Source organism: Roseomonas marmotae, from assembly GCF_017654485.1.
GTDB classification, from domain to species: Bacteria; Pseudomonadota; Alphaproteobacteria; order Acetobacterales; family Acetobacteraceae; genus Pseudoroseomonas; species Pseudoroseomonas marmotae.
This window is the reverse complement of the sequence record NZ_CP061091.1, coordinates 2319777-2340892: the sequence shown is the minus strand read 5'-3', so window position 1 is coordinate 2340892 and position 21116 is coordinate 2319777. Positions and strand designations below refer to the sequence as shown.

Here is a 21116-nt window from a genome sequence, read left to right as displayed (position 1 = left end):
TGATACGGCGCCGGCGAGCGCGGCCAGCGCGCCTCCCAACAGGTAACGGCGATTCAGCATCTCTTCCTCCTGTTCCGGGCGGAGCCGCCCGGAGCTGCGTGGATACCGGTGCGTTTAAGACACCGGCCCCTGGAAAAGATGCTTACGCCTCAGCATGGCGAAGCTGGGGCAGAATAGTGACCAATCGTGCCGAAGTTAAACCACGGGATTCAAATGTCGGCGTAGCAATGCGTCTCTGCCGCGCCTCCCGGATGCGTCACGGCGCCAAGATACGCTGGCCCCACCAGTTGCGCGTATTTCCAGAGCGCGCCTGAGTTATAATCGGTTGCACGTGGCTTCCATGCAGCGCGGCGCCTGTTCATTTCCTCATAAGAAATATCGACATCGATCGTGCCTTTTTCGGCATCGATGATAATCCTGTCGCCATTCTCCAACAGGCCGATCGGCCCGCCCACCGCTGCCTCCGGCCCGACATGGCCGATGCAGAAGCCGCGGGTCGCGCCGGAGAATCGGCCGTCGGTGATCAGCGCCACGGCCTCGCCCATGCCCTGGCCATAGATGGCGGCCGTGGTGGAAAGCATCTCCCGCATGCCGGGGCCGCCCTTCGGGCCTTCGTAGCGGATGATGATAACATCCCCTGCCTTATAGGCGCGCTGGTCGACGGCGGCGAAGGCATCCTCCTCGCAGTCGAAGCAGAGTGCCCTGCCCTCGAATCGCTGGTTCTTCATCCCGGCGACCTTCACGATCGCGCCTTCGGGGGCGAGATTGCCCTTCAGCCCGACCACGCCGCCTGTGGGCGAGATAGGGTCCGACACCGGGCGGATGACGTCCTGGTCCCTGGGGAAGATCACCTCGCGGTGGTTCTCGGCCAGGGTGCCGCCGGTGACGGTCATGCAGTCGCCATGCAGGAGGCCGGCATCGAGCAGCGCCTTCACGATCACGGGGATGCCGCCGATCTTATAGACGTCGAAGGCCACATAGCGGCCGCCGGGCTTCAGGTCGCCGATATAAGGCGCCTTCCGCATGATCTCGGCCACGTCCTGCAAGGTGAAGCTGATGCCGGCCTCATGCGCCATGGCCGGCAGATGCAGGGCGGCATTGGTGGAACCGCCCGTGGCACCGACGATCAGCGCCGCGTTGTAGAGCGCCTCCCGGGTGACAATGTCGCGCGGGCGGATGTTCTTCCGCAGCAGGTCCATCACCGCGCGGCCGGATTCGACGGCCCATTTGTCGCGGTCCTCATAGGGTGCCGGGGCACCGGCCGAGCCGGGCAGCGCCAGGCCGATCGCCTCGGAGACGGTGGCCATGGTATTGGCGGTGAACTGGCCGCCGCAAGCACCGGCCGAGGGGCAGGCCACGCATTCCAGGGCGTGCAGATCGTCATCGGACATGTTGCCGGCGGCGTGCTGGCCCACCGCCTCGAACACGTCGACGACCGTCACGTCCCGCCCCTGGAACTTCCCGGGCAGAATGGAGCCGCCATACATGAAGACGCTGGGCACGTTCAGCCGCAGCATGGCCATCATCATGCCCGGCAGCGACTTGTCGCAGCCCGCCAGTGTGACCATCGCGTCGTAGGAATGCCCGCGCATCGTCAGCTCGACCGTGTCGGCGATGGCGTCGCGGCTGGCCAGGGAGGACTTCATGCCCTGGTGGCCCATGGCGATACCATCGGTCACGGTGATGGTGGTGAACTCGCGCGGCGTGCCGGAGCCTTGCTTCACGCCCAGCTTCACGCTCTGCGCCTGCCGGCTGAGCGCGATGTTACAGGGCGCGGCCTCGTTCCAGCAGGTGGCGACGCCGACCAGGGGGCGGGCGATCTCCTCCTCCGTTAGCCCCATGGCATAATAGTAGGAGCGGTGCGGCGCACGCTCCGGGCCGACACTCACATGGCGGCTCGGAAGGCGTGACTTGTCCCAGTACTGCTCAGCCATGTGCGCGACCTTTCTTTCTGGCGTTCCACGGCTGGTATCGCCCGACCTTCTTCCCGCACGCAACCATCCAGGCCACCTTTGGGCAGGGGGCGCGCTCTCCGGCCAGCGCCGCGAACCGGGCCGAGCCCCCGATGGGTCCGGATCAACACCCTGGCCCAGGACATGCGTTGGTCCGCGGCAGGAAAGGCGCCGCCTTCCGCGCCTCTCCAGGCTTCACTGGCGCGATGTCCGTGACCGGCGGAGTGTGATGGCACGGCTGTTCCACACGTGCCCTCACGGCGCGCGTGGAACAACCGGCGGTCGCGCTGGTCTCAGCCGATACGGGAGATCGCCGCGGCGAGCCTCGCGATCTCCGCCTGAAGCGCCGCGAGACGCTCCCGGTTCTCCTCCACCACCTCCGGCTTGGCACGGGAGACGAAGTCGGGATTCGCGAGCTTGGCCTCGACCTTGGCGGCTTCCGCCTCGGCCTTGGCCTTGTCCTTCTCCAGGCGCACCCGCTCGGCCTCTAGGTCGATCACCTCGGCCAGCGGCAGCAGCACCGTTGCCTCGTCCACCACGACCTGGGCACCCTTGGGGGGCGTACCCTCCAGCGGCAGCACCTCCGTCGCGCGGCCCAGACGGCGGATGGCATCAATCCAGCGCCCGGCCCGCGCCATTGTCTCAGGCGTCGCGCCGGAAAAGAGCAGCGGCACCATGACGGAGGGCGGTACATTCATCTCGGAGCGCACGCCGCGCACCTCCGTGACCAGCCGCACGAGCCAGTCGAGTTCCGCCCGCGCTTCCTCAGCGCCCGGCACCACGACCGGAGTGGGCCAGGCAGTACCGATCAGGCTGAATTCAGGGCCGTAGCCGAAGCGGTCCCAGAGTTCCTCCGTCACATAGGGCATGACGGGGTGCAGCAGGCGCAGAATGGTGCCGAGGACATGCTGTGCTGCCCCCTTCACTTCCGTCTTCTCCGCCCCATCCGGCCCGTTCAGCGCCGGCTTGGCGAATTCCAGGAACCAGTCGCAGAAGCTGTTCCAGACGAAGCGGTAGCAGGCGGATGCGTAATCATCCATCCGGTAGGCTTCGAGGGCGGCCGTCGCTTCGGCGATCGCGCCGTTGGCCGCGTCCAGGATCCAGCGCGCCAGCGGGGTCTGCACGGCTGAGGGGTCGAAGGCGGCGTCGGGCGCGATGCCGTTCATCTCGCAGAAGCGGGCGGCGTTCCAGAGCTTGGTGCCGAAGCTGCGGTAGTCCTCCACCCGCTTGCGGCCCAGCTTCACGTCGCGCCCCGGCGTAGCCAGGGAGGCGATGGTGAAACGCAGCGCATCCGCGCCGAAGCTGTCGACCAGTTCCAGCGGGTCGATGACGTTGCCCTTCGACTTCGACATCTTCTGGCCCTTCTCGTCCCGGACGAGGCCATGGATGTAGACGGTCTTGAAGGGGACATCGCCCATGAAGTGGTGGCCCATCATCATCATCCGGGCGACCCAGAAGAAGATGATGTCCCAACCCGTCACCAGCACGTCGCCGGGGTAATACTTCTCCAGCTCCGGCGTCTTCTGCGGCCAGCCGAGGGTGGAGAAGGGCCAGAGGGCGGAGCTGAACCAGGTGTCCAGCACATCCTCGTCCCGCTTCAGCGTGACATTCTCGCCCAGCTTGGCGCGGGCCTGGGCCAGCGCCTCCTCCTCCGTGCGGGCGACGAAGACGCCGCCATCGGGCGCGTACCAGGCGGGGATCTGATGGCCCCACCAGAGCTGGCGGCTGATGCACCAGGGCTGGATGTCGCGCATCCAGGAGAAGAACACGTTCTCGAAATGCTTCGGCACGAACTGGGTACGACCGGTCTCCACCGCCTCGATGGCCGGCTTGGCCAGGGTCGCGGCGTCGCAATACCACTGCATGGTCAGCCGTGGCTCGATCGGCACGCCCGAGCGGTCGCCATGCGGCACCGCGTTATTGTGCGGCTCGGTCTTCTCCAGCAGCTCCAGCCGCTCCAGTTCGGCGATGATCGCTTTCCGGGCGGCGAAGCGGTCCTGCCCGGCCAGGGAGCGCACAAAGGCCGGGTCGGCGATGCCTTCGACCGCCTTCAGATCGGCCTCGATCTCATCCAGCCAGATGGCACCATGGGCGTCCAGCACGGAAGGCATATCGAGGCCATGCCGCTTGCCGACCTCAAAGTCGTTGAAATCATGTGCCGGCGTGATCTTCACGGCACCCGACCCCTTCTCGGGGTCCGAATAGGCATCGGCCACCACCGGGACGCGCCGTCCCGTCAGCGGCAGAATGACGTGCTTGCCGATAAGGTCGCTGAAACGCTCATCCTCCGGATGCACGGCGACCGCGGTATCGCCCAGCATGGTTTCCGGGCGCGTGGTGGCGACCACGAGGAAGCGCCCCGCCTCCCCCTCCACGGGGTAGCGCAGGTGCCAGAGGCTGCCCTTCATCTCCTTGCTCTCGACCTCGAGGTCGGAGATGGCGGTCTGGAACTTCGGATCCCAGTTCACCAGGCGGCGGTCCCGGTAGATCAGCCCCTGCTCGTGCAGGGTGACGAAGACTTCCCGCACGGCCTCGGACAGGCCGGCATCCATGGTGAAGCGCTCGCGCGGCCAGTCCAGGCTGGCGCCGAGGCGGCGAAGCTGGCGGGTGATACTGCCGCCGGACTGCGCCTTCCATTCCCAGACATGTTCCAGGAACTTCTCGCGCCCGATTTCGCGCCGGTCGATGCCCTCGGCCGCCAGCAGGCGCTCCACGACCATCTGGGTGGCGATACCGGCATGATCCGTGCCGGGCTGCCACAGGGCGTCCCGGCCCTGCATGCGGCGCCAGCGGACCAGCGTGTCCTGGATCGTGAAGGTCAGCGCATGGCCGATATGCAGGCTGCCCGTGACGTTGGGCGGCGGGATCATGATGGTGAAGGGTTCGGCAGCACTGTCGGGCCGGGCGCCGAAGCTTCCGGCGGCCTCCCACCCTTCATAGATGCGTTGTTCGAAGCTGGCGGGCGAGAGGGTCTTGTCGAGCATGGCGAACGCTTGAGGGGGCGGCGTCATAACGTCAAGAGGCGACAGCGATTCCGCTGCCCTAGCGCTCGCCCTGCCCCATCAGGCGGGCAATCTCGGCCTTCACGATATGCTCCACCATCGCTGGCAGATGCTGGTCCAGCCAGGCTTTCAGCAGGGGGCGGAGTTCCTCCCGCACCACATCCTCGATACTCGCGCCGCCCCGGCTGACCGGTGCGGACCGGTTGCCCGAAACCGCCTTGGCCAGCTCGCCCAGCGCCGCCGCGGTCGCGGCGGCGACAGCAGGGGCCAGCAACGGCACGGGCCGCGCTGCAGGTTCCTCGACGGCCGGCGCAGGTGGAGCCTCGGGCGCGGCAGGCGCCGGTCCCGGCTCCGCGCGGAGCTGCGCTTCCGGCTCCGGCGGTTGGGGGCGCGCGACCAGCATGGCTTCGGTCAGCTCGAGCGGCTTGGCCAACTGAGGTTCCTTCTCATCTTCATTGAGGATATCCCGAATCGACGCCAGGATATCCGCCATGGAGGGATCAGGGCCGCCGGAAGCGTGAGAGGTCATCTCAGCGAGGCGCTCCCGCGCCAGCATAGTCTCCGGTGCCGAACCACTTGGATCGGACGGTGCGGTAGTAGGCTTCCATGTCGTAGAGGGGCACGGGGAGGGCGAGGTCGCGGGCGGTGAGGCGGCCGACGGCGCCGGCCAGGCTGTAGCTGTTGTTCACCACATTCGCCAGCGCCTGCACCAGGCTCACCCGCGCGTTCAGCAGCTCCTGCTCGGCGTTCAGCACGTCGAGCGTGGTGCGGCTGCCCACCACTGCCTCGCGCTGCACCCCGTCCAGCGCGATCTCGGCGGCGCGGATCTGCGCGCGCACGCTCTCCACCTGCGCCCGCGCCGCCGTCAGCGTCTCCCAGGCCTGCGCCGCCTGCTGCATCGCGGCGCGCCGCTGGTCATCGACCACCTGCCGCGCCTGCTGCGCCTGCTGCCGCGCCTGCCGCACCGCCGCATACTCGGCGCCGCCCTGATACAGCGGCACCGACAGCGTCGCCGTGATCTGCTCGCCCGTCGCCCGCGTATGCGGCTGCTGCGCATTGTCCGAGCGGAAGGTCTGCGCCTGCAGCGACACCTGCGGCAGCAGCGCCGCCGCCTGCACGTCGATCGCCTCCCGCGCCGCCGCCTCGTCGAACAGCGCCGCCACCACCCCCGGCGCGTTCACCGAGGCCATCTCCACCGCCTGCTGCGCCGTCGTCACCGGCGCGCGCAGCGGCTGCGGCGCCACCAGCCGCTCCGGCGCCACTCCCACCAGCCGCGCGAAGGTCGCCCGGCTGGTCTGCAGCGTCCCCTCCGCATTCGCCCGCGACGCCCGCGCCCCCGCCAGCCGGCTCTCCGCCTGCGCCACATCCGTGCGGGTGATCTCGCCCACCCGGAAGCGCTCGTTCGTCGCGTCCAGCTGACGCTGCAGCACCTGCACGTTGTTGACGTTCAGCCGCAGCGTCTCCTGGTCGCGGATCACCGCCACATAGGCCGAGACCACGTCCGACAGCACCTGCTGCTCCGTCGCCAGCAGCCGCGCCCGCTGCGCCAGCACCTGCTGCTCCGCCCGCCGCGTCCCCGCCGCCGTCCGCCCGCCGCTATACAAGGGCTGCGACACCGTCGCCTGCACCGAGCCGATCGGCCGGTCCGTGTCCGCATAGATGCCGCGCGAGCGCGCCGTGCCCTGGTTGTAGCCGGCACTGCCGGCAACCGTCACGCTCGGGCGCCATCCCGACAGCGCCAGCGGCACATTCTCATCCACCACCCGCAGCTGCGCCCGCGCCGACTGCAAGGTCGGGTTGTTCGCATAGGCCCGGCTCAGCGCCTCCTCCAGCGTCTGGCCCCGCGCCACACCCCCAAACATCACGCACAGCATCACCGACGCCGATAACAGATGCCTCATCGACATCGTCTCCCTCCCCGCTAATGCCGGGGGCTGCCCGGGCGGGCCGAGATTAGACGAGGCCGCCCGGTCCGGCCAGCGTCCTGGAGTCCGGCATGGAAGGCGCCCTCGTGGCTCAGAAGACGAAGCTCGGCTCCTGCGAGAAGCCGGGGAGCGGCGCCGTGGTGCAATCGAAAGCTTCCGTCACGCTGAACGCGCCGCCGATGCGGCGGCCGATGACAGCGGCACCGGCGCGGCCGGGATGGCGATAGACAGTGACCAGGCGCCCGCCCTCGGCCAAACGGTCGGAGATGCTGGTGGGGATGACGGATACCTCACCCTCCAGCAGCACGACATCGAAAGGCCCGGCGGGTCCGCCGCTGGCCGGCGCGGCCTCCACGAGCTGCAGCGAGCCTGGCGCCACCACGCCAGCCTCCGCCAGCGCGTGACGGCCGATCTTCAGCAGATCGGCGTCGTCTTCCACCGCTGTCACACGTGCACCGAGGCGGGCCAGCAATGCCGCGCCGTAGCCCGTGCCGGCGCCGAGAACGAGCGCCGTCTCACCCGCCCGTACATCGGCCAGTTGCACCAGTCGCGCCAGCATCATCGGCTGCATCAGCACGCGGCCGTTACCGAGCGGCACGTCCTCATCGGCATGCGCGCGGGCAACGCAGCTCTGCGGCACGAAGAGATGACGCGGCAGCTCCAGCATGGCTTCGATGATCCGCGGGTCGGTCACCTTGTTGGGCCTGACCTGCCCGTCCACCATCCACTTGCGCGCATCGGCGAAGTTCATCAGCCGCTCATCCTCGTCCTTCGCGCGGACCGTCCACCACGCGTCGCGCGTTTATAGAGGCCCCTCGCCCTAGGGCCAAGCCGGAGGCCCGGACATCGGATCGGATTGGCACTCCCCCTCTTGACCCTGCGCCTCCGGCACCCGATACACCCCCTCGCGGCCTGATGGCAGAATGGTGATGCAACGGACTGCAAATCCGTGAATGTGGGTTCGATTCCCGCTCAGGCCTCCAAACTATGACTAAAGACTAAGACTACGGCGTTACGGCGAAAATGATTTCAAATGCCTCTTGCAGGCCACGAAATGCCCCGCTATAGCGCCGCACACAAGCTGATCCCCGATAGCTCAGCTGGTAGAGCACGCGACTGTTAATCGCTAGGTCGTTGGTTCGAGTCCAACTCGGGGAGCCAATCAAGAAGACCCCGGGATGCTTCGGCATCCCGGGGTTTTTCTTTGGGTCGCGCCATCCAGGTGGGTCGTTCTTCAACCGTCCCGCTCGGGCCGGGCGCTCTTGGCGGGAGCTTCTGCCTCCACCTTCAGGACGGCATGCGTGTCACGGTTCCGGCGGGGGCAGGCTTCTCCGCCTTGCCCGGGCGAGTCGGTGGCGCCGGTCATCCCATTTCATGCTCATGCGCCCTGTCTCTGCGGCAGCTACGGCGCCGGGCCCGGGCATGTCCACCTGCTTCACCAGGGCCAGCCTATAGGTCTCACAAGGACCGCCAAGCGACTGGTGCAGGAAATCCGGCGGCGGGCCCGGCATCATGTCTCGCAGTCCGGCGCGCCATTCCCGTATCGGGCGGATGGGTGTCGTGTCGGAGCCTCTGATGGCCAAGGGCAGCCGAGGCCTCGCGGGAATGGATGGCGGAGAGGCCGACGCGCCTGAACCTGCCGCCCGCCACCATCTCCGCCGATGAGCGGCGGCGGGTGAATCTTGCCCATGGCTTCGCTCCCGGCTACCCCATCCTGCTGCTGGATGAGCCAACCGCCAGTCTTGACGACGCCGACCGCAAGGTGGCGATCACGTTGATCGCCGGGGGCAAGGCCGCCATCATCGGCACCTTCCGCGATCTGGACGCGCGGAACCGCGCCGCCGACTGCCTTTTCGAAGCTTTGCCCATTCAGGACGCCGCATGACCACTGAGACCATCCTGACCAATGCCCTGCTGGTCCTTCCGGACACGATGCAGCCCGGTACTCTGGTGCTGCGGGAGGGCCGGATCGCGGATCTGCAGCCTGGTCGCAGCCATGCTCCGGGTGCCATCGACCTGGACGGGGACCATCTCATCCCCGGCGTCATCGACGTCCATACCGATAACCTGGAGCGACAGGTACAGCCGCGTGCCACGGCGCGGTGGCCCTCCCGCTCGGCCTTTCTGGCGCATGACGCGCAGACGGCGGCGGCGGGCGTGACCACGGTGCTGGACGCGCTCTGTCTTGGCGACCTCGGCTTCGATGCGGAGCGGACGGAAACCTTCCTGAACGGCGTGAAGGATCTGGATGCGCTTGCCCCGACCGGGCTGCTGAAGAGCGAGCACTTCCTTCATCTGCGCTGCGAACTTCCGGCTGCCGACCTGCTGCCTTTGCTGGAGACGGTGGCCGACCACCCGGCGGTGCGTATGGTCAGCCTGATGGACCATTCGCCCGGCGTTGGCCAGTACGTGGATATCGAGCGATACCGCAAGATGCGCGCCCGCTCCATGCCGCTGCCTGAGGTCGAGAAGCGGATCGACAAGCTGTTGACCCAGCGGGAGCGCCTGCGCGGCCCGCAGCGCCGCGCGCTGCTCGAACGAATCGCCCACCGCAACCTGCCACTGGCCAGCCATGACGACTGGCGGGAGGACGAGATCGCCGAGAATGCAGCCGAGGGCATCATGATCTCGGAATTCCCGGTGTCGTTGATGGCGGCGGAGGCGGCGCGCCGGCATGGCATGCAGATCATCGGCGGCGCCCCCAACCTGGTGCGTGGCGGAAGCCATTCGGGCAATGTCGCGGTGGTGGATCTGGTTCGGTCCGGGCTGGTCGATGTTCTCGCCAGCGACTATGTGCCGCCGGCCATGATTGAGGCCGCCTGGCGCGCCGCGGCCGACACCGGCATCTCTCTTCCGGCGGCGGTGGCCACCATCACCGCCACACCGGCGCGCATGCTGAAGATGGAGGATCGCGGGCGCATCGAGGTTGGCCGCCGGGCCGATCTGGTTCGCATCCGCCCCCTGGGCCAGATGCCCGTCGTCCGTGCCGTCTGGCGCGCCGGAGAGCGCGTGGCGTGACGGCGCGCCTCGCCCTCTACTGGGCGCCTGAGCTGGCCGACCCGCTGCATGAGGCAGCCTCCCGCTGGCTGGGGCGCGATGCGGAGACAGGCGCGGCCTTGCCGCAGCCCGCCCTGCCCGGCCTCAATATCGCCGAGTTGACGGCCGATGCGCGCCGCTACGGCTTCCATGCCACGCTGAAACCGCCTTTCCACCTCCTCACCTCCTATGCGGCGGCACGTGCGACGGCGGAGAAACTGGCGGCCGCGACGGCACCCTTCGAGCTTCCGCCGCTCGAGGTGGCCGACCTGACAGGCTTCCTGGCCTTACGGGAAAGCGTGCCCTGCCCGGCCCTGCATACCTTCGCCGATGCCTGCGTCACGGCGCTGGATGCGCATCGCGCACCGGCCACCGAGGCTGAGATCGCCCGCAGGCGCCCGGAGCGCATGACCGCGCGGCAGCGGGAGATGCTGGACCGCTGGGGATATCCCTACGTTTTCTCGGAATGGCGCTTCCACCTGACGCTCTCGCGCAGGCTTTCGGAGCGGGAGAAGGACATCATGATGCCGGCGGTGCGGGAAGCCGTCTCCGCGGCGGCGGACAAGCCGCGGATGGTGCGGGAACTCTGCCTCTTCACCCAAGCGGAGCCGGGCGCGCCCTTCCTGATCGCGGAGCGGCTGCCGCTGGGCTGTTAACCGGCGACGGCGCGGAGCACCTGCAACAGCCGCGCCGCGCCTTCCTCCGGTGTCGAGTCATTGGTGATCCGCACGACATCCAGCCCCGGCGGCAACTCGGCCGAGCGGGACAGGCGCTCGATGATTTCCTCCGCCGTCTCTCGCCCGCGCCCGGAGAGGCGCTGCGCCAGCACCGCCGGCGGCGCAGTTACCAGGATCACCCGCAGCCGGTAGCGCGCATGCGCCTCCGCCAATACGGCACGGGAGAGATTCGCGATCACGACCCGCCCCGCGTCGAGGTCGGCCTCGATGCCCCGGGGAACTCCATATCGCAGCCCATGCGCCTGCCAATGCAGCGCGAAGACGCCCCGGTCCCGCGCGGCGGCGAATTCCGCCTCGCTCATCGGCAGGTGGTCCTCGGTGCCGGCATGGTGGCTGGACTCGGCCGGGCGGGTGATGGCGCGGCGGGCGAAGACGAAGCGCGAGTCCCCCTTCAGCTCGGCGCGGGCAGCGCCCAGAAGGGTGTCTTTTCCGGCCCCTGAAGGGCCTACGACCGTCACCAGCCAGCCGGGCATCGCCATCCCTCGATTGACCACCCGCTTTTCCGCGCGCAGAGGAAATGACGCAAGCCGCTAAGGCGTATTTTGCCCGCCCTTCGCCTGGAGCAACCGAATGTTCACCACTCGCCCTGAAATCGCCGGCACTTTCGGCGCCGTCGGCAGCACCCACTGGATCGCCAGTCAGGTCGGCATGGCCGTGCTGGAACGCGGGGGCAACGCCTTCGACGCCGCCGCCGCCGCCGGCTTCACCCTGCAGGTGGCGGAGCCACACCTGAACGGCCCCCTGGGCGACTGCCCGATCATCATCCACGATGCCAGGACCGGGCAGCAGAAGGTCATCTGTGGCCAGGGCGTGGCTCCGGCCGGGCTGAGCGTGGCGAAGGTGAAGGGCGAACTCGGGCTGGACCTGATTCCCGGCACAGGCCTGCTGGCCGCCATGGTGCCGGGCGCCTTCGATGCCTGGGCCACGATGCTGCGGGACTGGGGCACCTGGACGCTGGCGGATGTGCTCTCCTTCGCCATCGGCTATGCGGAGCGCGGCATCCATTACGTCCCGCGCATCTGCGCCACGATCCAGACCGTGAAGCCGCTCTTCGAGGAGGAGTGGAAGAGCTCGGCCGCGCTCTGGCTGCGCGATGGCGGGCCGAAGCCGGGCGCCCTCTGGGCCAATCCGACGCTCGGCGCCACCTATAGCCGCGTGCTGAAGGAAGCCGCCGCCGCCGGCTCCGACCGCGTGGCGCAGATCGATGCCGCCCGCCGCGCCTGGTACCAGGGCTTCGTGGCCGAGGCGATCGACCGCTTCTGCCGTGAGAATGAGGTGATGGATGCCTCCGGCCGCCGCCATCGTGGCGTGCTGACGGGCGAGGACATGGCGCGCTGGCAGGCGCCGGTCGAGGCGCCGCTGTCCTATGACTATCGCGGCACGACCCTGCTGAAATGCGGCCCCTGGAGCCAGGGCCCGGCCATGTTGCAGACGATGGCCATCCTGGCCGGCTTCGACATCGCCGCCATGGACCCGGTGGGCGATGAATTCGTCCACACCGTCATCGAGGCCATGAAGCTCGGCTTCGCGGACCGCGAGGCATTCTACGGTGACCCGGACTTCGTGGATGTGCCGATGGAGGCGCTGCTCTCCGAGGCCTACAACATCGAGCGGCGCAAGCTGATCGGCCCGCAGGCTTCGATGGAACTGCGCCCCGGCAGCGTGAACGGGCGCACCCCCTGGGTGGACCATGCGGCGGAGGAGCGGCTTTCCATGCTCGGCGCCGCCGGCGCGGGCGAGCCGACCGTCTCCCGCCTGGGCGTCTCCGGTGCCGATACCTGCCATGTCGATGTCATCGACTGCTGGGGCAACATGGTCTCGGCCACGCCCTCCGGTGGCTGGCTGCAATCCTCGCCGGCCATTCCGGAACTCGGCTTCGCCCTGGGCACCCGTGGGCAGATGTTCTGGCTGGACGAGTCGCTGCCCAATGGCCTGAAGCCGGGCAAGCGGCCGCGCACCACGCTCTCTCCCGGCATGGCCCTGCGCGACGGCAAGCCCTGGATGGCCTTCGGCACCCCGGGCGGAGAGCAGCAGGACCAGTGGCAGCCGATCATGATCGCGCGCATGCTCGACCACGGGCTGAACATCCAGCAGGCGATCGATGCGCCCGCCTTCCATAGCGAGCACTGGCCTTCCTCCTTCTGGCCCCGCGTGGCGCGGCCGGGCAAGGCGGTGCTGGAAGGCCGCCTCGGCAAATCGGTGCTGGAGGCCATGCTGGCGCGCGGCCACAAGGCCGAGCTTGGCGGCGACTGGTCCGAGGGCCGCCTTTCTGCCGCGCGGCAGGAGCCGGATGGGCAGATCTTCGCCGGCGCCAACCCGCGCGGGATGCAGGGCTACGCCGTCGGGCGGTGATGCCGGGCGGGCCTGGTCAAGGCCAGGCCCGCCACGGGATCAGCGCAGGATCGGCGGCTCCTCCTCCGCCCAGTCGCGGAGGAGGGTGAAGCCGACTGCGAGAAGCACCGGCCCCAGGAAAAGACCCAGGAAGCCAAAGGCGAAAACCCCGCCCAGGGCACCCAGGATGGTCAGCAGCAGCGGCAGGTCGGCGCCACGGCTGATCAGCCAGGGACGGATGACATTGTCCACGCTGCTGATACCCAGCGCGCCGTAGAGCAACAGGGCGATGCCCCAGAAGGTCGAGCCCTGGAACAGCAGCCAGAGCGCCGCGGGCAACCAGACCACGGGCGCGCCCACCGGAAGGATGGAAACGATCCCCGCCAGCACGCCGAAGAGCACCGGCTGCGGCACGCCCGCCACCCAGAGGCCCAGCGCCGTCAGCACGCCCTGGGCGACAGCGGTTCCCAGCAGGCCATAGACCACGCCGACCGTGACCGCCGCCGTCAGCTGCACCAGCCGCTTTGCCTGCTGGCCCGCGATCCGCCCCACCAGCGAATCCAGCACCCGCGCCATGCCGGGGCCGTCCCGGTAGAAGAAGAAGGAAAGCAGGATGGCGACGACCAGTTCCGCCAGCCCGGAAAGCACCGCGAGCAGGAAGCCCAGCAGATTCTGCGCGATGATTCCCGCGTAAGGCCGCAGCAGATTCGTCAGGGGTGAGAAATCGAGTTGCAGCGCCGTCCAGCGATCCTGCAGGAAGCCGCCGATCAGCGGGATATAGGCCAGCTTATCGCCGATGCCCGGCATGCCCCCGGCCAGGAAGCCTTCCACCGAACTGCGTAGTCCCTCGATATCCTCAGCCCGGGTTGGCGTGGCGAAGAGAATGGGCAGGCCGACCAGCAGCATTTCGGCCATGACCATGACCAGCGCCGCGAGGGTGGGTGAGAGGCCGACTCTCTCCCGCAGCATCCGGCAGAGCGGCCAAGTGCAGTAGGACAGGATGGCCGCCCAGAGCAGCGCCGAGATGAAGGGGCGCAGCACGAGCAGGCAGCCGACCATCAGCGCCGCCAGCGCGGCGAGGCCGAGCAGGCGCGCGGGCCGTAGCGAATGATCGTCCGGGTGCGAGGAGGGGCTCATCGCGGTAGCTTGCCCGAGCCGCCTTTCCTCCGCCAGCACCGGGCTTTGCTGTTCCAGAAGGCGTGTCTAGCCTGCCAGTGGATGCGGCTCCCGCCGCCAGGCCCTGAGGAGAGGAAGCATGCCGCGTTTCGCCGCCAACCTGTCAATGATGTTCCAGGAGCTGCCCTTCCTGAGCCGCTTCGCCGCCGCCCGCGCGGCCGGCTTCGCGGCGGTGGAGTTCCTCTTTCCCTATGAGTTCCCGGCTGCCGAGATCGCCCGGCGGCTGGCGGATGAGGGCTTGTCCCAGGTGCTGTTCAACGCGCCGCCGGGAGACCCTGAGCGCGGGGAGCGCGGCACCGCGTGCCTGCCGGGGCGCCAGCAGGAGTTCAGAGACGGTGTACTGAAGGCGCTGGAATATGCTGCCACCCTCTCCTGCCCAAGGCTCCATCTGATGGCGGGCCTGGCCCCAGCGGGCGTGGCCCGGGACACGCTGACAGGCACCTACGCCGCCAACCTGGCCTGGGCCGCGGAGGAATGCGCGAAAGCCGGCGTGAAGCCCCTGATCGAGCCCATCAACCACCGCGACATCCCTGGCATCTTCCTCAACACCACAGATCAGGCCGCGGCCATCATCGCGGCGGTCGGGCCGGAACGGCTCGGGCTGCAATTCGACCTCTACCACTGCCAGGTGACAGAGGGGGACATCGTGAAGCGTGTGGAAAAGCACCTGCCGATCATCACGCATATGCAGGTCGCGGATGTGCCGGGCCGCAATGAACCTGGCACGGGCGAGGTGAAATGGCCTTTCGTATTCAGCCGGATCGATGCACTGGGCTATCGGGGATGGATCGGCTGCGAGTATCGCCCGGCGGGGGAGACGGTGGCGGGCCTTGGCTGGTTCGCCCCCTACCGGAACTGAACCACAGGCGGGAGCGCCAGAAGCGCGATCTTCACCGGAGATTGGACAACACGATCGTGTGTTGCCTTTCTCGGCCCGTGAGCCCATTTTTCAGTCCGTGTCTGATTCACGAGACACTTCTCCTGCGGCGTTCAGCCCCTACCACGGCCGAGAGGTAACATGCGTTTCGCTGATATCGGTCAGCAGTTGCGGGCTTACCGCCTTGAGTCCGGGATGCGCGCGGAAGAAATCGCCGCACGCCTCGGCGTTTCTCGCGCGGCCCTTTATCGCTACGAGAAGGGCGAAGTCATCAAGCTGGACACGATCCGGCGGCTGGCGGAGCTTCTCAAGATCTCTCCCCTGTCGCTCCTTGGGATCGGCGTTGAATATTTCTCCCGGCCGCTCGCCTTTCAGGAGCGGCTGCGGCAGGTGGAGGAGCAGGCCGACCAAATCCTGCAGGTCGGCGGCGCCATCTGCTACCAGACCAGCACGGAAGCCTTTGACGGCGCGCTCGCGGAAGCCTGGGCAGAAGCCGCGGATCAGGCGCAGGAGCGGATTGCCGCCCGCGCCGCGGCCGATCAGGCCATGGGCCTTCTGGCGGCCAGAAAGAAGCTGCATCAGACACGCCGCGCCAACATCATCGCCATGCTGTCCGAAGCGGCGCTGCGGCGCATGTTGACGGAAGGTGTGGCCGCAGGCCTGGGCTCATCCGAGCGCACCCGTAACCGTTGCCGCCTGGCCGCGCGGGCAGAGGCGGAAAGCATCGCCGTGCTGATGGAAAGCGTACCAATCGGCTTGCAGCTCGGCCTGCTGTCCTCCGAACCGGCTGGCAATTTCCTGGTGCTCCGGGGGCGGGAGCGCGCGCATGTCTGCACCAGCCCCTTCGCGCCCGAAATGACGGCGGGGGGTGGAATCGGCGTGGGCAGCATCACCGCGGCGGATGAAGCCGTGGCCGCGCACCAGCGCGTGGCCGAGGCTGCCTGGCGGGATGCGCTGAAGGGTGCTGCCGCAGCCAGCCGCGTACGGGATCTGCTTCGCGAAACCGCGCATTAAAGCAGCAGCTGCGCCTCCATGACCTCCTCGTCATCGGGGGAACGGCGCAGGCTGAAGCCCAGTGCGCGCGCAAAGCCGATCATCGGCCGGTTATCGGACAGGATCTGTCCGATAACCGCATGCAGTCCCTGCCCCCTCGCCCAGTCAAAAAGGCTTTCCATCAGGTGGCGGGCGAGCCCCTGTCCCTTCCAGCCCGGCAGGGTCACGACGGCAAATTCCCCCCTGTCGCTGCCGGGCTCGCGGATCAGGCGCGCGGTGCAGACGATGTGCTCGCCCCCATCCTCCCGCTGCTCGACGGCGACGAGGGCCATCTCGCGATCGTAGTCGATATGCGTCATCCGCACGATCTGCTCCGGCGGCAATGCGCGCAACTGCGTGAAGAAGCGCCAGCGGACATCCTCCGGTGTCAGCTGGCTGAAGGCTTCGGCCTGAGCCGCCGCATCCTCAGGCCTGATCGGGCGGATCGTCAGCTTCTGCCCCTCCCGCGTCGTCCAGCCATGGGTCATTTCGGCCGGATAAGGTGGAATCGCGAGGAAAGAACCCTCCCTTCCCGGCCGCAGGCGGAGCGAGGCATCCAACACCACGACTTCATCGCCCCTTGCCATCAGCGGGTTGATGATCAGGTCCTCGATCTCGGGAAAATCGACGGCGATCTGTGAGAGCCGGACCAGGGTATCCACCACCCTTTCGAGATCGACCGCTGCCAGATCGCGAAAGCCCTCAAGCAGGCGGACGCCCCGGGTGCGGCGGATCATCGCCAGCGCCAGGATGCGGTTCAGCGGCGGCAGGTCAAAGGCGACATCGGGTTCGAAATCGGAGGTGGTGCCGCCGCGCCCAAAGCCGATCCAGGGACCGAACATCGCGTCGTCGCCCAGCCTCAGCCGCAACTCATGGGCCTTCGGCATGCCGAGGCCGAGCATGGGTTGCACCAGGAAGCCCTGCACATGGGTCGCCGGGAAGTCCCGCCGCACCCGCTCCAGCATCCCGGCTGCCGCCTGACGTACCGCCCTGGCATCCGGTAGGTTCAGAACCACCCCACCGACATCCGTCTTGCGCGGCAGATCGGGGCTGGAGAGCTTCAGCACCACAGGAAAGCCGATCCTCTCCGCCACTCTCGCGGCTTCAGCCGGATCGGCTGCCGTCTCTCCGGGCGCCACCGGTTGGCCATAGGCCGCGAGGATGGAAAGCGATTCCTGCTCGGTCAGGCTCAGCCGCCCCTCGGCGCGGGCAAGATCCAGCACCCGCCGCACCACCGCGCGGTCCGGGGTCAGGCGCAACACGCTGCTGGGCGGCAGCTCGGCGGCAGCGGCACGGTTTCGCCGGTCCATCGCGAGGTGCAGCGCCCCACGCACGGCGGCTTCCGGTGATGCGAAGACCGCTACCCCGGCCTGCCCCAGCTTATGCCGTGCAGGACCGGCACTGGCCTGGCCAAGCCAGCTGACCAGAACAGGCGCCCCACGGGTCGCCTTGGCGGCAGCAGCCATGGCAGCCGCCGCCACCCCGTTATCGTCATGCGCCGAGGGTGAATGGATGGCGACGACGGCATCCACCTCCTGCAGGGCCGCCAGCATGGAGGCAGCTTCGGCGAGGCGATGGCTCTGGCCGGACGGCAACAGCAGGGGATTGGTCCCGCTCGCATCCGGCAGAGCCAGGGACAAGGCCCTGTCCGCGGCCTCATTCCAGCGTGCCAGCCGGGCGCCGCCTGCCACCACCGCATCCGCCGCCAGCTGCGCCGGCCCCTGCGCGTTGGAGACGATGGCGATGCGGTCGCCTGCCATGGCGTCGGGCCCGGCGCGACGGGCAGGCCGTGTCCGCGCCAGGGTCTCGGCGGCCGCCAGAAGATCTTCCAGGCCACTGACGCGCAATACGCCGGCACGGCGCAGCGCCGCCTCCATCACCGCGTCGCTGGTGCCGGTGGCATCGCTCTGCCGGCCGCCTGGCCTGATAGCGACGACCGCACGGGTGCGCGCCGCCGCGCGCGCCGCCGAGATGAACATGCGGCGGTTCTTGATACGGCGGATATCCAGCAGCACAGCCCCGGCCAGGGCATCCCGCGCCAGCCAGTCCAGCACCATGGCGAAGCCGGCACCCTGATTGGTGCCGATGCCGACGATATGGCTGAAGCCCAGATTCTCGCCCGCCGCCCAGTCGATGATCGTACGGGCCATGGCCCCCGACTGACACAGCAGCGCCAGCCGCCCTGGCTGGGGCTGAAGATGGGAGAGGCTGGCGTTCAGCCCGATGGAAGGCAGGCACAGGCCGAAGCTATGGGCGCCGAAGGCGTGAACCCCGGTGGCGGCAGAGACTGCCGCGAGATCGGGAGAGGCGACCGGCACGATCGCCGCGAAGCAACCTTTCGAAGCCAGGGCCGTCATGGCGGCCTTTTGTTCGGCAGGTGGCAGGCAGAGGACCGCCAGATCCGGTGCCTCCGGCAGTTCCTCGATGCCTGAGGCCGGGACCAGGCCATGCTGCTGGCAACCAACGCTGTAAAGCTGGCCCTGAAATCCGCCAGCCGCGAGATTGCGGGCGAGAATGGCCGTCTCGTCCAAAGCCGCGTCGCCCAGCAACACCACGGAGCGCGGACGGAACAGGGACGCCGCGCGGAACCTGCGTTGTGGCTGGGAGATCGGGATCGGCAGGGTCATGGCATCAGAGGATGCCGCGCCCCTGCCCTCACCCGCAACTGTTGGTCGTCAGGCAGCCAGCCGCTGCGCGCCTGTCAGTTCGCTGGCCAGGAAATCAGCCAACGCGCCAGGGCCGGATCGGGGCGTCCCCGCCACCCCTGCGACCTCCTCCGCCGCGGCATTGTAGTTGGTGTTGGTATTGACGTCGTAGACCAGCACGCGCCCGGCCTCATCCTGGATGAATTCGATGCCCGCGACGTCGATGCCGCTGCGGGAGAGGAAGTTCTCAAGCAGACCGCGAAGACCGGCATCGATACCGCCCGGCAGAATGCTGAAGCGCGGCGCGGGCGCCGTGACCTGCGTGCCGACGGGGCAGACAGCATCACCAATCGCGCAGACATCGGCCGGGCAGAGTTCGAAGCCCGCGGTGGTATCGACTTCCACGGCATAGACGAAACGGCCGCCCACGAATTCGGCGCGAGTGATCACCGGACGCGGCGCGCGGATGTATTCCTGCAGCAGCCAGATGCCATCCACCGGCGCTTCATCGGCCGGCAGCGTATCCAGCTGATCGGCCAGCGCCTGGGGCGAGCCGAAGAACCGGACGCCGAGCCCCTTACCGCCGCGATTGGGCTTCAGGATGACCGGGCCGCCACCGAAGTGACGGTGCGCGGCTTCAATAAGGGCGGCGGTGTCATCCTGCACCAGCACGGTGCGCGGCACGGTCACCCCTGCTGCTTCCAGAGCGGCATACTGGCGGACCTTGCTGATCTCCAGGTCCAGCGCGGCAGGCCCGTTCACGACACGGCGGCCATGCCGCGTCAACCAAGCCAGCACAGCCGCTGTGAGTTCAGCGGAATAACGATGGCCACGCGTATGAGACGACGCACTCATCCGGTTGTAGTAGACGCCTTCCGGCGGCACCGCGGAGAGATCGAATACGCCACGGGAAAGATCGAGTTCCGCCCAGGGAAGGCGGATGCGGTCAAAGGCTTCCGCCAGTGGCGGCAGCCAGGCCGGATTCTCGTGGATCACATGGACCTTGCTCATGGCACTTCCTTTTCCAGCCAGATGCACTGGCATCGCCGCGCGTCACGTCGGATATAACGTAATGCGCGGTAATTTCGAGTGGAAAAGAACGTGTCCGAGATATATCCCATTTCTGTTCGCTAAAATATGTGATTCACCTCCTGACCGAAGCGGTCAAAATCCGCGCCGTAGACATGAATGGAGATGGCTTCGCTGCTTCCCAGGTTGGCGAGGCGGTGAATGAGATGGAGATCAGCCGGGCCGTGAGAGGTGGAGCCGACAGGCTGCAGCCGGCATTCCTTGTGCCGGGGCAGCTCATTCCCCTCTGGAGGTTCGTAGAATCCCTCCGTAAGTACACCGTGATGCACCCCTAGTGCACACCAAGTCAGGTGTGCATGGACCGGGCTCATCTGTCCGGGGCGCCAGACCAGGGCGACCACGGCGTAATGCTGCTTCGGGTTCGCGTGCAGCAGATGCCGGATATATCCCTGTGGGCAGCTTCGGCGGACTTCCAGCGGCAGCAGGTCTGGACGTCCCAGATAAGGTTGCAAGGCAGCGGCAATGCGCCTGGGGCGGTCATGGCCACCGGCAGTCACGGCATCCTCAATATCATTCAACATCGCCGAGAGGCCGGGGGTGGACGGGGCGAGGCTGTTCATCATCTATACCGCCGTCCTGGCATCGGGCGCCGTCAGCGCCGTGAGCACCATGGCGCGCGAAGCAGCCACCTGCTCCTGCATAATGGCTGCGGCGTCATCCGCATGGCCAAGGGCCAAGGCTTCGATCAGGCTGTGGTGCTCATGCGCCATTTCTCCGGTTCGGTCCCGGCGCCGCAGGCCCAGGGTCAGCATGCGCGTGCTCTCATCCAGCAAGCGGTCGATCTGCCTCGCCAGGCGGCCATTGCCGGAGAGTTCGGCCAGCGCGACATGGAAGGCCTTGTTCGCCGCGAGAAAAGCGTAAGTGCTGTCCTCATCATCCGGCTGGTAGCCACAGGCACAAATCGCATCGAGCCGCCGCAGCAACTCGGCATCCACCCGCCCGGCAGCGAGCCGCGCGGCCTCCGGCTCCAACAAAAGGCGCAGTCCAAAGACTTCATGAATATCGCGGATGGTGACAAGGGAGACTGTCCAGCCGCGACGTGGCACCGCCTGCACCAGGCCTTCCTCCGCCAGGCGCGCCAGCGCTGCCCGCACCGGCGCCTTCCCGAGACCCAGTTGCTGGGCGAGCGTGGCTTCGCTCAGCGTTTCGCCCGGCGCCCGCCTTGTACTCAGGATCTCCCGGCGCAACTGGGCGGCGGCCTGCTCCGTCAATGAAGGAGGCGCCTCCGCGAGGCTCATCAATGACATCGTTCTGACCTATCTCTGACATGTCAGATACTATTGGGCTGCGGCTCACGCCGCAAGCGTAACCAAA

The 21116-nt window shown here is 67.9% G+C and carries 17 protein-coding genes and 2 tRNA genes; 8 read left to right on the top strand and 11 right to left on the bottom strand.

Annotated elements, in window-relative coordinates; all coding sequences use genetic code 11:
- Nucleotides 1-209: 209 nt before the first annotated feature.
- The 5 genes from ilvD to IAI58_RS11055 all read right to left on the bottom strand — a co-directional run bounded on the left by ilvD (nt 210) and on the right by IAI58_RS11055 (nt 7630).
- Entirely contained in the window at nt 210-1934 is a 1725-nt protein-coding gene (gene ilvD / locus IAI58_RS11075) for a dihydroxy-acid dehydratase (RefSeq protein ID WP_207447386.1), read from the bottom strand.
- Between the two features lie 311 nt (nt 1935-2245).
- Nucleotides 2246-4936, bottom strand: a complete 2691-nt coding sequence (locus IAI58_RS11070; RefSeq protein WP_207447384.1) for a valine--tRNA ligase — start codon at nt 4934-4936, stop codon at nt 2246-2248.
- A 58-nt stretch (nt 4937-4994) separates the two neighbouring features.
- Nucleotides 4995-5387 carry a DUF2497 domain-containing protein gene (locus IAI58_RS11065; protein WP_207447375.1) on the bottom strand — a complete coding sequence of 131 codons (393 nt, stop codon included), beginning with the start codon at nt 5385-5387 and terminating at the stop codon, nt 4995-4997.
- Nucleotides 5388-5484: 97 nt separating this feature from the next.
- Nucleotides 5485-6816, bottom strand: coding sequence for a TolC family outer membrane protein (locus IAI58_RS11060; protein ID WP_237182842.1), 1332 nt, complete (start codon nt 6814-6816; stop codon nt 5485-5487).
- Between the two features lie 154 nt (nt 6817-6970).
- Nucleotides 6971-7630, bottom strand: coding sequence for a protein-L-isoaspartate O-methyltransferase family protein (locus IAI58_RS11055; protein WP_207446081.1), 660 nt, complete (start codon nt 7628-7630; stop codon nt 6971-6973).
- A gap of 158 nt (nt 7631-7788) precedes the next feature.
- On the opposite strand from IAI58_RS11055, the gene IAI58_RS11050 reads away from it, so the two are divergent.
- The 5 genes from IAI58_RS11050 to IAI58_RS11030 all read left to right on the top strand — a co-directional run bounded on the left by IAI58_RS11050 (nt 7789) and on the right by IAI58_RS11030 (nt 10571).
- Nucleotides 7789-7862, top strand: a tRNA-Cys gene (locus tag IAI58_RS11050).
- Between the two features lie 102 nt (nt 7863-7964).
- Nucleotides 7965-8040, top strand: a tRNA-Asn gene (locus IAI58_RS11045).
- A 448-nt stretch (nt 8041-8488) separates the two neighbouring features.
- Nucleotides 8489-8764, top strand: coding sequence for a phosphonate C-P lyase system PhnL family protein (locus tag IAI58_RS11040; protein ID WP_207446080.1), 276 nt, complete (start codon nt 8489-8491; stop codon nt 8762-8764).
- Nucleotides 8761-9897, top strand: a complete 1137-nt coding sequence (locus IAI58_RS11035) for an alpha-D-ribose 1-methylphosphonate 5-triphosphate diphosphatase (protein WP_207446079.1) — start codon at nt 8761-8763, stop codon at nt 9895-9897. Before IAI58_RS11040 ends, IAI58_RS11035 begins: the two co-directional genes overlap by 4 nt.
- Nucleotides 9894-10571: a DUF1045 domain-containing protein gene (locus IAI58_RS11030; RefSeq protein WP_237182841.1), complete on the top strand. Its 678-nt coding sequence runs from the start codon at nt 9894-9896 to the stop codon at nt 10569-10571. The genes IAI58_RS11035 and IAI58_RS11030 overlap by 4 nt, the downstream gene beginning before the upstream one ends.
- On the opposite strand, the gene phnN is transcribed toward IAI58_RS11030, so the two are convergent.
- Entirely contained in the window at nt 10568-11125 is a 558-nt protein-coding gene (gene phnN, locus IAI58_RS11025) for a phosphonate metabolism protein/1,5-bisphosphokinase (PRPP-forming) PhnN (protein WP_207446078.1), read from the bottom strand. The two genes, IAI58_RS11030 and phnN, sit on opposite strands and share 4 nt — an antisense overlap.
- A 97-nt stretch (nt 11126-11222) precedes the next feature.
- Between phnN and IAI58_RS11020 the strand changes: the two genes are divergently transcribed.
- On the top strand, nt 11223-13004 hold the full coding sequence (locus IAI58_RS11020; RefSeq protein ID WP_207446077.1) for a gamma-glutamyltransferase family protein: 1782 nt from the start codon (nt 11223-11225) through the stop codon (nt 13002-13004).
- A 39-nt stretch (nt 13005-13043) separates the two neighbouring features.
- Here the strand turns inward: IAI58_RS11020 and IAI58_RS11015 are convergent, their stop codons facing one another.
- Complete coding sequence (locus tag IAI58_RS11015) at nt 13044-14120, bottom strand: AI-2E family transporter (RefSeq protein WP_207446076.1); 1077 nt, start codon at nt 14118-14120, stop codon at nt 13044-13046.
- 118 nt (nt 14121-14238) lie between these two features.
- Between IAI58_RS11015 and otnI the strand changes: the two genes are divergently transcribed.
- On the top strand, nt 14239-15018 hold the full coding sequence (otnI, locus tag IAI58_RS11010; protein ID WP_207446075.1) for a 2-oxo-tetronate isomerase: 780 nt from the start codon (nt 14239-14241) through the stop codon (nt 15016-15018).
- 159 nt (nt 15019-15177) lie between these two features.
- The gene (locus IAI58_RS11005) at nt 15178-16050 is read left to right on the top strand and encodes a helix-turn-helix domain-containing protein (RefSeq protein WP_207446074.1); all 873 of its coding nucleotides are present in this window, start codon (nt 15178-15180) and stop codon (nt 16048-16050) included.
- Here the strand turns inward: IAI58_RS11005 and IAI58_RS11000 are convergent.
- From IAI58_RS11000 to IAI58_RS10985, 4 genes are all read right to left on the bottom strand, one after another.
- Complete coding sequence (locus tag IAI58_RS11000) at nt 16047-18695, bottom strand: bifunctional acetate--CoA ligase family protein/GNAT family N-acetyltransferase (RefSeq protein WP_207446073.1); 2649 nt, start codon at nt 18693-18695, stop codon at nt 16047-16049. The two genes, IAI58_RS11005 and IAI58_RS11000, sit on opposite strands and share 4 nt — an antisense overlap.
- A 48-nt stretch (nt 18696-18743) precedes the next feature.
- A complete protein-coding gene (locus tag IAI58_RS10995) occupies nt 18744-19724 on the bottom strand; it encodes an ATP-grasp domain-containing protein (protein WP_207446072.1) in 981 nt (326 codons plus the stop codon).
- A 119-nt stretch (nt 19725-19843) separates the two neighbouring features.
- Nucleotides 19844-20365 carry a cysteine dioxygenase family protein gene (locus tag IAI58_RS10990; RefSeq protein ID WP_237182312.1) on the bottom strand — a complete coding sequence of 174 codons (522 nt, stop codon included), beginning with the start codon at nt 20363-20365 and terminating at the stop codon, nt 19844-19846.
- The gene (locus tag IAI58_RS10985) at nt 20366-21040 is read right to left on the bottom strand and encodes a GntR family transcriptional regulator (protein WP_237182311.1); all 675 of its coding nucleotides are present in this window, start codon (nt 21038-21040) and stop codon (nt 20366-20368) included.
- Between the last annotated feature and the right edge of the window lie 76 nt (nt 21041-21116).